We start from the raw sequence: 12,828 nt of genomic DNA, 5'->3' as shown, positions 1-12,828 counted from the left end.
GGCTGCGTTTCAACGCGCTCCACAAAAACAATTAAACGAAGGATCCTTCAATGGATAACTCCAACGCCCTGCCTCTTGGGTCGGCTGCCGTGCCCGCCAAAGAACGAACCACCGCCAGTCGCATCAAGTCGATCTTCAGCGGTTCCGTCGGCAACATGGTCGAGTGGTACGACTGGTACGTCTATGCCGCCTTCTCGCTGTACTTCGCCAAGACTTTCTTCCCCGCCGGTTCCACTACCGCCCAATTGATGAACACCGCCGCGATCTTCGCCGTGGGCTTTCTGATGCGTCCGATCGGTGGCTGGCTGATGGGCCTGTACGCCGACAAGGTCGGCCGTAAAAAGGCACTGATGGCCTCGGTGTACCTGATGTGCTTCGGCTCCCTGCTGATCGCCCTGAGCCCGAACTACGAAACCATCGGCATCGGCGCGCCGATCCTGCTGGTCTTCGCCCGTCTGCTGCAAGGCCTGTCGGTCGGCGGCGAGTACGGCACCTCCGCCACTTACCTGTCAGAGATGGCGACCAAGGAACGTCGCGGCTTCTTCTCCAGCTTCCAGTACGTGACCCTGATCTCCGGCCAGCTCATCGCGTTGGGCGTGTTGATCGTGCTGCAGCAGATGCTCACCACCGAGCAACTGTACGCGTGGGGCTGGCGTATTCCGTTCGCCATCGGCGCGCTGTGCGCAATCGTCGCGCTGTACCTGCGTCGCGGCATGGAAGAAACCGAGTCGTTCACCAAGAAAGAGAAGTCCAAGGAAAGCGCCATGCGCACCTTGCTGCGCCATCCGAAGGAATTGCTCACCGTGGTCGGCCTGACCATGGGCGGTACGCTGGCGTTCTACACCTACACCACCTACATGCAGAAATACCTGGTGAACACCGTCGGCATGAGCATCTCCGACTCCACCACCATTTCCGCCGCCACGCTGTTCCTGTTCATGTGCCTGCAACCGATCATCGGCGGCCTGTCCGACAAGATCGGCCGTCGCCCGATCCTGATTGCCTTCGGCGTGCTCGGGACGATCTTCACCGTGCCGATCCTGATGACCCTGCACACCATCCAGACCTGGTGGGGTGCGTTCTTCCTGATCATGGCGGCGCTGATCATCGTCAGCGGCTACACCTCGATCAACGCCGTGGTGAAGGCCGAGCTGTTCCCGACCGAAATCCGCGCCCTGGGCGTCGGCCTGCCGTACGCACTGACCGTGTCGATCTTCGGCGGCACCGCCGAATACATCGCGCTGTGGTTCAAGAGCATCGGCATGGAAACCGGTTACTACTGGTACGTGACCGCGTGCATCGCGGTGTCTCTGCTGGTGTACATCACCATGAAAGACACCCAGAAACATTCGCGCATCGTCACTGACTGATCGCAAAAAAAACGCGCGAGGTGCAAGACCTTCGCGCGTTTCTTACCTGTCCGATTTCACGATCAGGACAACTCGGCAACGCCCTGTTTGCCGCCATAGCGCTTCTGCGCATAAGACGCGCCCACGATCATCACCAGCAGAATCCCCGCCAGCACTGCCGACGATCCGATGGTGCCAAAGTCCAGTCCGCCCTTCTCATGGGACTTGGTCATCAAATCACCCAGGGTCGCGCCAAACGGCCGGGTCAGCACGAACGCCACCCAGAACAGCGCCACCGACGAAATCTTCGTGAAGTACTTGAGCAGTACCACCACGGCAATCGCCGAGCCGATCAGCAGCGCGCCACCGGCAAAGCCCAGACCCGAGTCGTCCGCCAGGTAATCGCCGAGCGCGGTGCCCAGGGTGTTGGAGAACAGGATCGCCATCCAGTAGAACATCTCGCCGCGAAAGCTCTGCACCTTGGTGACGTTGAGCGAGTCGCCGCTCAGGCGCCACGCCGCGAAGATCGCCAGCAGGATCGCGATCAGGATCATGGAACCTGTGGCGTAGCCCAGCTCCAGCGTGCGGTCCATGAAGTCGGACATGGTGGTGCCGGCGGTGCTGGTCGACAGGATCACGATCCAGTACAGCAGCGGCTTGTAGGTCTTGGACATCAGTTGCGTGACCAGCGTCAGGACGAACACGCTGATCAGGATCAGCGAGCTCATGGCGTAGCCGACGTTGAGGGTCATCGACAGCAAATCCCCCGCGGTTTCCCCCAGGGTCGTCGCGCAGATTTTCATGACCCAGAAGGCCAGGGTGATTTGAGGCAGTTTGTTCATTGCAGGTAAAGCTCCAGTGTGTGACGGCCGGTTCTTGGTTTTCTGGCCGCCGGCAGACTGGCGTTACGAGGGTGAAAAACCGGTCGGGAATGTATGAAAAATCTGTCACACACGCCAAAAGCGGCGATTAATCACCGGTTAATGCCCCTGCCGCATCCTGCACTTACCTGATCGATTGACTGCGCGTCGCTCGCTCCCACGACGAGACGAATTGAATGCGTCGCCCTTAATATCAAGTTAATCGATTGTTTTTAGCATTATTTTGCGCTTTTTAATCAATTAAGTTGGCGTAGCATGAACCCCATGCAAGACACACCGCCAACGAATATCGAATCTGGAGAACGACCATGAAAACCAAACTGATCCTCGCCCTGACCCTGTCCGTACTGGCTGCCAACACCTTCGCCGCCGATGGCTCGGACAAAACCAAATCCGCCGATTTCATCAACGGCGCCAGCGCCGCCATCGAAACCAGCCACTCGGGCACCTACGCTGCCGATGGTTTCGATAAAACCAACGTCGGCAAAGCCGTTGCTGCCGATGGCTTCGACAAGACCGGTACTGCCGCAGCCATCGCGGCTGACGGTTTCGACAAGACCGGCACCGCTGCTGCCATCAGTTGATCGGCAGAATGCAGACACCAAAGCCCGGCCATTGCCGGGCTTGTTCATTTCCAAAGGTCGGCATTTGATCTTCGCGGACCGGACTTGCACTATTGGCCGCTTATAAAAGCCTTCAGGAACACCCCGCCATGCCCGATGACATCCATTTCTACGAACCGGCCAACGGCCACGGTCTGCCCCACGATCCTTTCAACGCGATCGTCGGTCCGCGTCCCATCGGCTGGATTTCTTCGCAGGATGCCGAGGGCCGGTTGAATCTGGCGCCCTACAGCTTTTTCAACGCGTTCAACTACATTCCGCCGATCATCGGGTTCTCCAGCGTCGGGCGCAAAGACAGCCTGAACAACATCGAGCAGACCGGCGAGTTCGTCTGGAACCTCGCGACCCGCCCGCTGGCCGAGCAGATGAACCAGAGTTGCGCAGCCGTCGCGCCCGAGGTCAACGAGTTCGAACTGGCGGGACTGACGCCGGTGGCGTCGAAGGTGATCGCCGTGCCGCGCGTGGCCGAAAGCCCGGTGTCCTTCGAGTGCAAGGTCACGCAGATCATTCAGTTGCAGCGCGCCGACGGCGAGACGGTGCCGAGCTGGCTGGTGCTCGGCGAAGTGGTCGCCGTGCACATTGCCAAATGGCTGTTGAAGGACGGGATCTACGACACCGCCGCCGCAGAACCGATTCTGCGCGGCGGCGGGCCGGCGGACTACTTCCAGCTGGGGCCGGAGGCATTGTTCAAGATGTGGCGCCCGGGCGCCGTCAAGTAAACGGAGTTACCAGATCAGCTCGGCGTCATCAGTGACGCCCTTGAGCTTGTCCAGCTCGTTGATGGCCGCTTCATCGGCGGCAATGGCACCAGGGAAGACCTGGTCATTCAACAGTTTGTGAAAGCGTGGCGCACCGCCGTCCACCAGGGCCTTGACCGCGATTGCCGCGAAATAACCCTTGTTGCTGCCCAATTCGACGGGGACTACAGCGGAAACCGCTTCGAAGTGTTCGAACTCTTTACGTGCCATGTCGCAGGTCCTGGCTCAGTCAGATAGGCCGGCCATTAAACCCTCAACCGGCGAGTTTGTGTATCGGCGCGCAACTCTGACCCAGCGCCTGCGCTGCCGACACGTCTTTAAACGTGTGGAAATCCAGGCTGTTGACCACCAGGTCCTGCACCAGCTCGGCAAAAACCTCCATCGACGGGCTGCTGAAATAAGCGGTCATCGATTGCTGGTTGTTCCAGAAACCGGAAACCAGCCACAGCTCCGGATCACACTGCGAATGCTGCAAGGAAAAGCTCAGGCAACCGGCGGCGGCGCGGGACGGTTCGATCAGCGCGCTCAGGCGCATGCCGAGTTCCGCCGAGCGCCCGGCGCGCGCTCGAACGAAGGCCATATGACTGACGGGAATCTGCTTGGACATGTTCAACCCTCCCAGGGAGTCGCGTGGCAGCCGGGGACGGGCTGCGACAGGATCCAAGGTTAAGGGCCGGGCAATGCTCGCCGTTAGTCGATTCCTGCCGCCGCGTTGCACAATCCTGCGAGACTGTCTTTCAGACCTGTAACAGATCGTGAATGGCTGTCACCGTCCTGTCATACCGGTTTCGAGCAAGTTTGCCGGGATGCGCCCTGTCATGTCTGGGCAGGCACACAACGCCATGCAGGATCAGGCAAGCATTTCGCAGGATGTGTCTACCGCTTGCGCTTGCACAAACTTATGCTCTGCTCCCATTCCATCCCTTGCCGAGGAGGCTGTGCATGACGTCATTCGATCGTTTTCAGGCGCCGCGCGATGCCGACATGGAAGCCGACATGGAAAAGCAGCGCGAGGAACTGGCGGCGATCATTCGTCGCAACACCTCCGAAGATGGCAGTTATGCCACCGCCGTCGGCTCGCTGTTCATGTCGCGCCACACCAAATCCCACGATTTCGCCCCGGTGCTCGCGCAACCGGCGCTGTGCATCATGGCCCAGGGTCGCAAGGAGGTGCGGCTGGCGGACGAGTACTTCAATTACGATCCACTGAATTACCTGGTGGTGTCGGTCTCGATGCCGTTGAGCGGTCGGGTGGTGAATGTCTCGCCTCTGGAACCGATTCTCGCCGTGCGCCTGGATATCGACCCTGCGGAAATCACCGCGCTGATCGCCGACGCCGGCCCCATGGGCGTGCCGACCCGGCCGACCGGGCGCGGACTGTATGTGGAAAGGATCGACAGCGCGATGCTCGATGCGGTGCTGCGCCTGGCCCGTCTGCTCGACACACCGAAAGACATCGCCATGCTCGCGCCGCTGATCCGCCGGGAAATTCTCTATCGCCTGCTGCGCAGCCCGCAGGGCCATCGGCTGTACGAAATCGCCATCGCCAACAGCCAGAGCCACCGCATCAGCCAGGCAATCAAATGGCTCAACGGCAACTTCGAACAGCCGTTGCGCATCGATGACCTGGCGAAGGAAGTGAACCTCAGCGTTTCGACTTTGCATCACCGCTTCAAGGCGATGACGGCGATGAGTCCGTTGCAGTATCAGAAGCAGCTGCGCCTGCAGGAGGCGCGGCGTTTGATGCTGGCTGAAGGGTTGGAAGCTTCGGCGGCGGGGTATCGGGTGGGGTATGAAAGCCCTTCGCAGTTCAGTCGTGAGTACAGTCGGTTGTTCGGCGCGCCGCCACTAAGGGATCTGGCGCGCCTTCGGCTGAGTGTCTGATCAGGCGCCGAGTACCCGACACGCCTCACTCGGCAACGTCACCGAAACCGGATGCCCGATCCCCAGCCCGATGCCCTGACACGGCGTGCTCAGCGCCGTGAAGGTCACCCCGGAACACTCCACCGTGGTCTCGATGGTCGCGCCGATATCGCGCACGAACGTCACCTTGCCCAGCAGGCGATTGCCCGCCGTGGCCTGGGGCGCCGACAGTTGCAGGTCTTCGGGGCGGATCAGCATTTTCACTTTCTGCCCGACCACGATGCTGCTGCAGATCGGCACTTGCAGGGCATCACCGCCCGGCAGCACGACCTTGCCATCGCCCAGCGCGGTGGCCGGGAAGATGTTGCCGGAGCCGATGAAGTCCGCCACGAATTCGTTGGCCGGGTGCCGATAGATTTCAATCGGCGTGCCCACCTGCTGCACCCGATGCTCGCCCAGCACCACCACGATATCGGCCATGGTCATGGCCTCGCGCTGATCGTGGGTGACCATGATGGTGGTGATGTTCAGGCGTTGTTGCAGTTGGCGGATTTCCACCTGCATCGACTCACGCAACTTGGCGTCCAGCGCCGACAACGGTTCATCGAGCAGAAGGATTTTCGGGTGCGAGGCAATCGCCCGGGCAATCGCCACCCGCTGACGCTGGCCGCCGGAGAGTTTCGCCACCGGACGGTCGATCATCGGTTGCAGCTGGATCAGTTCCAGCAACTCAACGACCCGCGCCTGTTGATCGGCCTTGCTCACGCCCCGCAGTTTCAGCGGATAGGCGATGTTCTCACCCACGGTCATGTGCGGGAACAGCGCGAGCGACTGGAACACCATGCCGAAGTTGCGCAGGTGCGCCGGGGTGTGGCCGATGTCCTCGCCGTCCAGGCGGATCTCGCCGCCGGTGAGGGTTTCCAGCCCGGCGATCATTCGCAGCAACGTGGTCTTGCCGCAGCCCGACGGGCCGAGGAAACACACCAGTTTGCCCTCGGGCAAATGCAGGTTGACGTCTTTTACCGCGCAGGCCGAGCCGTAATGTTTCTCGACGTTTTCCAGAATCAGTCCAGTCATGTTGCACCTCACAATCAAAAGGAAACGCCGCCCTCGCCCACCAGTTTCTCCAGCGCCCAGATCAGGACGAAGTCGATCAGCACGATCAGCACGGCAAACGAGAACACGGTAGGGTCGAGCGATGACACGGTGCGGCTGTACATCCAGATCGGCACGGTCATGACGTCGATGGTGTAGAGGAAATAGGTCACGGTGAATTCGTTGAACGAGACGATGAACGCCAGCAGCATTCCCGCCAGAATCCCCGATTTCATCAACGGCACCACCACGTCGACGATGGCCCTCAATGGCGACGCGCCAAGCATCTGCGCGGCCTCTTCGACTTCACTGCCGATGGAAAGCATGGCCGCCGTACAGTTCTTCACCACGAACGGGAGCGCCAGAATCACGTGGGCAATCACCAGACGCGACGTAGTCATGTGGAACGGCAGACTGTCGAACACCAGCAGCAAGGCCAGCCCCAGCACCACCATCGGAAACACCAACGGCAGCGACATCAGTTGCAGCGCCAAGCCCTTGCCACGGAACTCGCAACGGGTCAGCGCGTAAGCCGCCGGCACCGCGATCAGCGTGGCGAAAACCATCGTCAGGCACGACACCAGCAAACTGGTGCCCATGGCCTGGCCGAGGCTCAGCACATCGCTGGCGTCCGGCGAAACGAAGGTGTGCCACGCGGCCTTGTACCACTGCAGGCTGTAGCTGCTCGGCGGGAAGTCGAGGTTCGACGCGCCGCTGAACGACATCACGATCATCGTCAGGATCGGCAACACCGCCAGGAACAAAATGATCCCGGAAAGAATGCCGGCGAACTTGCCGGTATCGCCCGGCAACAGCGACTGACGCTTCTTGATCAGGGCACTCATTGCGAAGCCTCCAGCAGACGGCGACGGCGGCCGGTGATGTATTCGGACAAGGTCATGATCGCCAGGGTGGTGACGATCAGCACCACCCCGGCAGCGGACGCGGCGGGCCAGTTCATCAGCGGGGCGATCTGGTCATGCACCATCACCGCCAGCATCGGTACGCGCCGACCACCGAGCAGCAACGGCACCACAAAGCTGCTGGCGTTGTAGGCGAATACCAGCGTCGCGCCGGTGATGATCCCCGGCAGGCTCATCGGCAATACCACCTGACGGAACACCTGAAAACGACTGGCGCCAAGGGTCGCGGCAGCTTCTTCGTAGCTGCGGGCGACACCGCGCATGGCGCTGGCAATCGGCAGCACGGCCAACGGAAACGCAGTCTGCACCAGGCCCATCAACACGCCGTTCTGGTTGTACAGCAACATGATCGGCCGCTTGATCAGACCGAGGCCCATCAGGGTCTGGTTGAGCATGCCGCCGGGGCCGAGGATCACCAGCCAGCCGTAGCTTTGCAGCAACAGGTTGACCAGCAACGGCAACAGCACCGCCGCCAGAAAGATCCGCCGCACAAATGGCGATGTCAGGCGCGACATGGTGTAGGCCACCGGGATCGCCAGCACCACGGCGATCACCGCGCTGATCAGCGCCAGACGCAAGGTCAGCAGCAACGATTTGAGGTAGTAGGGTTCGAGCAACTGGGCGTAACTGGCCAGGCTGAAACCGGACCACTCCGCCCCCTTGGTGCCGACGCTCATGCGCAGCACCAGCAGGCTGGCGGCAATCAGCACGCCGAGAAACAGCATCGACGGCGTGAGGAAAAACCACGCACGCGCAGTCGGCGAAACACCGCGCGCCGGGCGCACGTCACCCGCGCCGACCGGTTGGGTCAGGGATTGATGTTCCATAGCAATGATCTCGTCAATGGAAAACGAATCTCCCGGGCACCCCGATCATGCGGTGCCCCGGAAGGTCGGCGTCAGGAAGAAAAAATTTCCGTGTAGCGACGAATCCACTGGTCATGCACGGTCGCCAGGAAGGCGTTGTCGTGCATGATCGCCTTCTCCGCGATCTGCTCCGGCGTGAGGATGAACGGGCTCTTGCGCGCTTCGGCGGAGATGATCGCCTTGGCGTTGACCGGGCCGTTGAAGATGTCTTCGGCCATCTTGCCCTGCACCAGCGGGTCGAGGGAGTGGTCGATGAAGGCGTAGGCCAGGTCGGTGTCGCCCGGACGGTTCTTCGGCATCACCGAGAGCATCAGGTCGGTGTAGAAACCTTCCTTCATGCCGAACGTGGCGCCGAGGCCGTAGTTCGGATCGCGGATCTGCTTGGGGAAAAACGCCGGGGCGTAGAGGCCGCCCATGTCCAGGGAGCCGGTGCGGAACAGCTCGGCAATCTGGTTGGGGTTTTCGCCCAGGGTCACCACGCGTTCCTTGAGTTCGGCGAGCTTCTTGAAGCCCGGTTCGATGTTGTGCTCGTCACCACCGGCCAGTTTGGCGGCGATGATGATCAGGTCCATCGCCTCGGTCCAGTTCGGTGGCGGCAGGAAAATGTTCGGTGCCAGATCGGCGTCCCACAGTGCGGCGTAACTGTCCGGCGCCTCCTTCTGGGTGCGGGTGCTGTAGACCAGACTGTTGCACCACAACAGGTAACCGATGCCGTGACCGTTGGCCCCGGTGCGGTATTTTTCCGGGACGTCGATCAGGTTGGGAATACGGTTGAGATCGGGTTTTTCCAGCAGTCCGGCAGCGGCCAGACCTTCGGCGCCGACCCCAGCCAGAGTGATGATGTCGTACTGCGGACGGTCACCGCCGGCCTTGAGTTTGGCGACCATTTCCGAGGTGCTGCCGGTGCGGTCGGCAATCACTTTGGCGCCGGTCTTGGCTTCGAACGTTGCAGCGATGTTGCGCAGTGCGGCCAGCCCAGTGTCATCGGACCAGGTCAGCAGGCGCAGGGTCTTGCCGGCAAAGCGGGTGTCGCTGGCGCTGGCCCGGATGAAGGGCATGCTCATGGCCGCCGCAGCCACCGAGGCCACGCCGACGGTTTTGATGAATTGACGCCTGTTCAGATCGTGCTCGCCCATTTGGGACTCCCATTATTCTTGTAAGTATGAGATTGACCGCAACCCTTGCCGTGCGTGATCGGAACCGCTCAAGCCCCCGGTTTAAAAGGGCTTGAACGTGATCAGCGGGTTCATCCTGAGGTCGTGCAAAACACCTGACTATCGATAAAAACTCATTGGAGCCATGACGCCGGCGCATGCCTCGTTGCGAGGCATGCGCTGACCTTTTTCGGGCATTCAGAGCGCGCGGATCACGTGCTTGATTTCCTGGAATGCCGCCAGGCCCCACGGCCCCAGTTCGCGGCCGATGCTGCTCTGTTTGTAGCCGCCCCACGCGGTCTGCGGGAAGATCACCTGCGGTGCGTTGAGCCACACCAGCCCCGCCTGCAAGGCGTTGGCGACCCGGTCTGCGGTCTCGGCATTGCGCGTGACAACGCTGGCCACCAGACCGAACTGACTGTCGTTGGCCAGGGCAATCGCCTCGGCCTCCGAAGCAAAACTGCGCACGCAGATCACCGGGCCGAAGATCTCTTCACACCACAGCGCACTGTCGAGGGGCACTTCGGTGAAGATCGTCGGCTGCAAGAAATAGCCGCGCGGCAGATCCGCCGGGCGATTGCCGCCACAGATCAGCTTGGCACCGGCACTCAGACCTCGGTCGATGTGACCGAGCACACGCTGGTACTGCGCCTGATTGACCAATGCGCCCATCTCGACTTCCGGATCGAACGGGTCGGCCACACGGATTTTTTCCGCCCGGGTCTGCAAGCGAATCAGGAATTCATCGGCCAGTTCATCGGCGACCAGCACCCGGCTGGTGGCCGAGCACATCTGCCCGGCGTTGAAGAAACCGCCGCCGCAGGCCAGCTCCACCGCCAGATCAAGGTCGGCATCTTCCAGAATCAGCAGCGAGGATTTGCCGCCCAGTTCCAGGCTCACGCCCTTCACGGATTCAGCGGCGCGCTGCATCACTTGCACACCGACGGCGTTGCTGCCGGTGAAGGAAACCTTGGCGATGCGCGGGTCCGCCGACAACGGCGCGCCGACCGCCAGACCGGTGCCGCACACCAGGTTGAACACGCCTTTTGGCAGGCCGGACTCGGCGATGATCGCTGCCAGTTCCAGCTCCGGCAGCGGCGTGACTTCCGACGGTTTGAGCACCACGCAGCAACCGGCGGCCAGGGCTGGCGCGAGTTTCCACGCGGTGGTGACCATCGGGAAGTTCCACGGCACGATCAGCCCGACCACACCGCACGGCTCGCGGCGCAAGCGCGCGCTGAAGTCATCGCTGGGCAGCGGCACATCGCTGTCCTGTTTCGCATCGAGGCCTTCGGCGAGTTCGGCGTAGTACTCGAAGGTGGCGATCACGTCATCGACATCGATGCCCGCCTCGAACTGCGGTTTGCCGTTGTTGCTCGACTGCAAATTCATCAAATGTTCGCGACCGTTGCGCACGCCATTGGCGATGTTACGCAGGATCGCACCGCGCTCGGCACCGGTGGTTTTCGACCAGTCCTTGAAGGCTTCGGTTGCGGCCGTCACCGCTTGGTTGACGGCGCTTTCGTCACCGCCATTGACCGTGGTCAGCAGCGCTTCGGTGGCCGGGTTGATCACGCGCAGGTGTTCGCGGCCGGCGGACCATTGGCCGTTGATGTAGAGGCCGTCGAGTGTGGTCGGGAAATTGATCATTTGGCCACCGCCTTCATCCATTGGGTCTGGTCGATTTCGATCAGGGTCGGGCCCTGACGATCAGTGGCGGCGCGCAGTGCACCGCGCAGGTGTTCAGCCGAGCTGATCGCTTCCGCCGCGCAACCCAACGCCTTGGCCACACCGATGAAGTCCGGGGTGTAGATGTCCACACCCACCGGCTCGATGGCGCGGTTGACCATGTATTTCTTGATCTCTTCGTAACCCTGGTTATTCCACAGCAGGATGATCACCGGCGTGCGCGCTTCCACCGCGCTGGCCAGTTCCGGCAGGGTGAATTGCAGACCGCCGTCGCCGATCAGGCACACCACCGGCGGACGTGCGCCGTGTTCGAGATTGCCGCCGAGCCACGCGCCAATCGCCGCCGGCAGGGCGTAACCGAGGGTGCCGTAACCGGTGGACGAGTTGAACCAGCGGCGCGGACGCTCCGGGTTGAAAGTCAGGTTGCCGGTGTACACCGGTTGCGTGGAGTCACCGACAAACACCGCGTTCGGCAGTTCGTGCAGCACGGTTTCGAGGAACCGGGTCTGAGCCAGGGTCGGCGCGTCCCAGGTCGCGGCCAGATCTTCACGCAGACGGGCGGCGCGTACCTGGCCCCAATCGTTGCGGCGTTCGGCCAGCGGCTTGTGCGAGAGCGCACTGAGCAATGCTTGTGCCGCGTTGCGCGAATCGGCCACGAGCGCAACGTGCGGCGGGTAGTTGCGCACGGTCTGGTCCGGATCGATATCGACGCGCAGCAGCTTGCCGGGGATTTCAAAGCCGCCGGCGAAGGTCACGTCGTAGTCGGTTTCCGCCAGTTCGGTGCCGATCGCCAGCACCACGTCGGCATCCGCCACCAAGGCGCGGGTCGCGACCAGGCTCTGAGTCGAACCGATCAACAGCGGATGGCTGGACGGCAACATGCCTTTGGCATTGATTGTCAGCGCTACCGGAGCGTCGAGCAGTTCAGCCAGTTCGGTGAGTTCGGCAGCGGCATCAATGGCGCCGCCACCGGCGAGGATCAGCGGACGCTGGGCGCCGGCCAGCAGTTCGGTCATGCGGCTCACGGCGGCCGGCGCGGCACCGGCGCGGTCGATATTGACCGGCACGCTGCTCAGCAGTTCGTCGGCTTCTTCGACCAGCACGTCCAGCGGAATCTCGATGTGCACCGGACGCGGACGCCCGGCCTGGAACAGCGCAAACGCACGGGCCAATACGCCCGGCAATTCGGACGCCGACATCAGGGTGTGGGAGAACGCCGCCACGCCGCCGACCAGTGCGCTCTGGTTCGGCAGTTCATGCAGCTTGCCGCGACCGCCGCCCAGTTGACTGCGCGACTGCACGCTGGAGATCACCAGCATCGGGATCGAATCGGCGTAAGCCTGTCCCATGGCGGTGGTGATGTTGGTCATGCCCGGGCCGGTGATAATGAAGCACACACCCGGTTTGCCGCTGGTGCGGGCGTAGCCGTCGGCCATGAAGCCGGCGCCCTGCTCGTGACGCGGAGTCACATGGTTGATGCTCGAACGGGCCAGCCCGCGATACAGCTCCACGGTATGCACCCCGGGAATGCCGAACACCTGCTCGACCCCGTAACCTTCGAGTAACTTGACCAGTACTTCGCCACACGTCGCCATGTCTTTGCCCTTCTTGTTCGTTGAGGCACCGG

The 12,828-nt window shown here is 61.9% G+C and carries 13 protein-coding genes; 4 read left to right on the top strand and 9 right to left on the bottom strand.

The window, feature by feature from the left end; all coding sequences use genetic code 11:
- The first annotated feature begins 50 nt into the window (after nt 1-50).
- Entirely contained in the window at nt 51-1,370 is a 1,320-nt protein-coding gene (locus ACKLNA_RS12375; protein WP_248742584.1) for an MFS transporter, read from the top strand.
- 62 nt (nt 1,371-1,432) lie between these two features.
- Here ACKLNA_RS12375 and ACKLNA_RS12370 read toward each other — a convergent pair whose 3' ends face one another.
- Nucleotides 1,433-2,191, bottom strand: coding sequence for a hypothetical protein (locus ACKLNA_RS12370; protein WP_119427823.1), 759 nt, complete (start codon nt 2,189-2,191; stop codon nt 1,433-1,435).
- Nucleotides 2,192-2,538: 347 nt separating this feature from the next.
- Between ACKLNA_RS12370 and ACKLNA_RS12365 the strand changes: the two genes are divergently transcribed.
- A complete protein-coding gene (locus ACKLNA_RS12365; RefSeq protein ID WP_408986015.1) occupies nt 2,539-2,814 on the top strand; it encodes a hypothetical protein in 276 nt (91 codons plus the stop codon).
- Between the two features lie 128 nt (nt 2,815-2,942).
- Nucleotides 2,943-3,572, top strand: coding sequence for a flavin reductase family protein (locus ACKLNA_RS12360; protein ID WP_085709577.1), 630 nt, complete (start codon nt 2,943-2,945; stop codon nt 3,570-3,572).
- Nucleotides 3,573-3,578: 6 nt separating this feature from the next.
- Here the strand turns inward: ACKLNA_RS12360 and ACKLNA_RS12355 are convergent, their stop codons facing one another.
- Entirely contained in the window at nt 3,579-3,821 is a 243-nt protein-coding gene (locus ACKLNA_RS12355) for a hypothetical protein (RefSeq protein ID WP_065258578.1), read from the bottom strand.
- A gap of 43 nt (nt 3,822-3,864) precedes the next feature.
- A complete protein-coding gene (locus ACKLNA_RS12350) occupies nt 3,865-4,218 on the bottom strand; it encodes a putative quinol monooxygenase (protein ID WP_085709576.1) in 354 nt (117 codons plus the stop codon).
- A 335-nt stretch (nt 4,219-4,553) separates the two neighbouring features.
- Here ACKLNA_RS12350 and ACKLNA_RS12345 point away from each other — a divergent pair, with 335 nt between their 5' ends.
- The gene (locus ACKLNA_RS12345; protein WP_192552275.1) at nt 4,554-5,495 is read left to right on the top strand and encodes an AraC family transcriptional regulator; all 942 of its coding nucleotides are present in this window, start codon (nt 4,554-4,556) and stop codon (nt 5,493-5,495) included.
- Here ACKLNA_RS12345 and ACKLNA_RS12340 read toward each other — a convergent pair whose 3' ends face one another.
- The 6 genes from ACKLNA_RS12340 to ACKLNA_RS12315 all read right to left on the bottom strand — a co-directional run bounded on the left by ACKLNA_RS12340 (nt 5,496) and on the right by ACKLNA_RS12315 (nt 12,796).
- Complete coding sequence (locus ACKLNA_RS12340) at nt 5,496-6,551, bottom strand: ABC transporter ATP-binding protein (RefSeq protein ID WP_108563115.1); 1,056 nt, start codon at nt 6,549-6,551, stop codon at nt 5,496-5,498.
- A gap of 14 nt (nt 6,552-6,565) precedes the next feature.
- Complete coding sequence (locus ACKLNA_RS12335) at nt 6,566-7,414, bottom strand: ABC transporter permease (protein ID WP_408986014.1); 849 nt, start codon at nt 7,412-7,414, stop codon at nt 6,566-6,568.
- Nucleotides 7,411-8,319, bottom strand: a complete 909-nt coding sequence (locus ACKLNA_RS12330) for an ABC transporter permease (RefSeq protein WP_007960163.1) — start codon at nt 8,317-8,319, stop codon at nt 7,411-7,413. Before ACKLNA_RS12330 ends, ACKLNA_RS12335 begins: the two co-directional genes overlap by 4 nt.
- 71 nt (nt 8,320-8,390) lie before the next feature.
- A complete protein-coding gene (locus ACKLNA_RS12325; RefSeq protein ID WP_085730221.1) occupies nt 8,391-9,494 on the bottom strand; it encodes an ABC transporter substrate-binding protein in 1,104 nt (367 codons plus the stop codon).
- Nucleotides 9,495-9,710: 216 nt separating this feature from the next.
- Nucleotides 9,711-11,162 (bottom strand): aldehyde dehydrogenase family protein, encoded by a 1,452-nt coding sequence (locus ACKLNA_RS12320; RefSeq protein ID WP_408986013.1) that lies wholly within the window; start codon nt 11,160-11,162, stop codon nt 9,711-9,713.
- A complete protein-coding gene (locus tag ACKLNA_RS12315; protein ID WP_408986012.1) occupies nt 11,159-12,796 on the bottom strand; it encodes a 5-guanidino-2-oxopentanoate decarboxylase in 1,638 nt (545 codons plus the stop codon). The genes ACKLNA_RS12320 and ACKLNA_RS12315 overlap by 4 nt, the downstream gene beginning before the upstream one ends.
- Nucleotides 12,797-12,828: the final 32 nt, after the last annotated feature.

Origin of the sequence: Pseudomonas sp. UV AK001 (assembly GCF_046097675.1) — a bacterium.
In the GTDB taxonomy this organism is placed as follows: Bacteria; Pseudomonadota; Gammaproteobacteria; order Pseudomonadales; family Pseudomonadaceae; genus Aquipseudomonas; species Aquipseudomonas kribbensis.
This window is presented reverse-complemented; position numbering and strand designations above follow the sequence as displayed.

Excerpts from the sequence above, each read along its gene's own strand:
- ACKLNA_RS12375 (WP_248742584.1), top strand. The coding sequence starts at position 51 with ATGGATAACTCCAACGCCCTGCCTCTTGGGTCGGCTGCCGTGCCCGCC.
- ACKLNA_RS12370 (WP_119427823.1), bottom strand. The coding sequence starts at position 2,191 with ATGAACAAACTGCCTCAAATCACCCTGGCCTTCTGGGTCATGAAAATC.
- ACKLNA_RS12365 (WP_408986015.1), top strand. The coding sequence starts at position 2,539 with ATGAAAACCAAACTGATCCTCGCCCTGACCCTGTCCGTACTGGCTGCC.
- ACKLNA_RS12360 (WP_085709577.1), top strand. The coding sequence starts at position 2,943 with ATGCCCGATGACATCCATTTCTACGAACCGGCCAACGGCCACGGTCTG.
- ACKLNA_RS12355 (WP_065258578.1), bottom strand. The coding sequence starts at position 3,821 with ATGGCACGTAAAGAGTTCGAACACTTCGAAGCGGTTTCCGCTGTAGTC.
- ACKLNA_RS12350 (WP_085709576.1), bottom strand. The coding sequence starts at position 4,218 with ATGTCCAAGCAGATTCCCGTCAGTCATATGGCCTTCGTTCGAGCGCGC.
- ACKLNA_RS12345 (WP_192552275.1), top strand. The coding sequence starts at position 4,554 with ATGACGTCATTCGATCGTTTTCAGGCGCCGCGCGATGCCGACATGGAA.
- ACKLNA_RS12340 (WP_108563115.1), bottom strand. The coding sequence starts at position 6,551 with ATGACTGGACTGATTCTGGAAAACGTCGAGAAACATTACGGCTCGGCC.
- ACKLNA_RS12335 (WP_408986014.1), bottom strand. The coding sequence starts at position 7,414 with ATGAGTGCCCTGATCAAGAAGCGTCAGTCGCTGTTGCCGGGCGATACC.
- ACKLNA_RS12330 (WP_007960163.1), bottom strand. The coding sequence starts at position 8,319 with ATGGAACATCAATCCCTGACCCAACCGGTCGGCGCGGGTGACGTGCGC.
- ACKLNA_RS12325 (WP_085730221.1), bottom strand. The coding sequence starts at position 9,494 with ATGGGCGAGCACGATCTGAACAGGCGTCAATTCATCAAAACCGTCGGC.
- ACKLNA_RS12320 (WP_408986013.1), bottom strand. The coding sequence starts at position 11,162 with ATGATCAATTTCCCGACCACACTCGACGGCCTCTACATCAACGGCCAA.
- ACKLNA_RS12315 (WP_408986012.1), bottom strand. The coding sequence starts at position 12,796 with ATGGCGACGTGTGGCGAAGTACTGGTCAAGTTACTCGAAGGTTACGGG.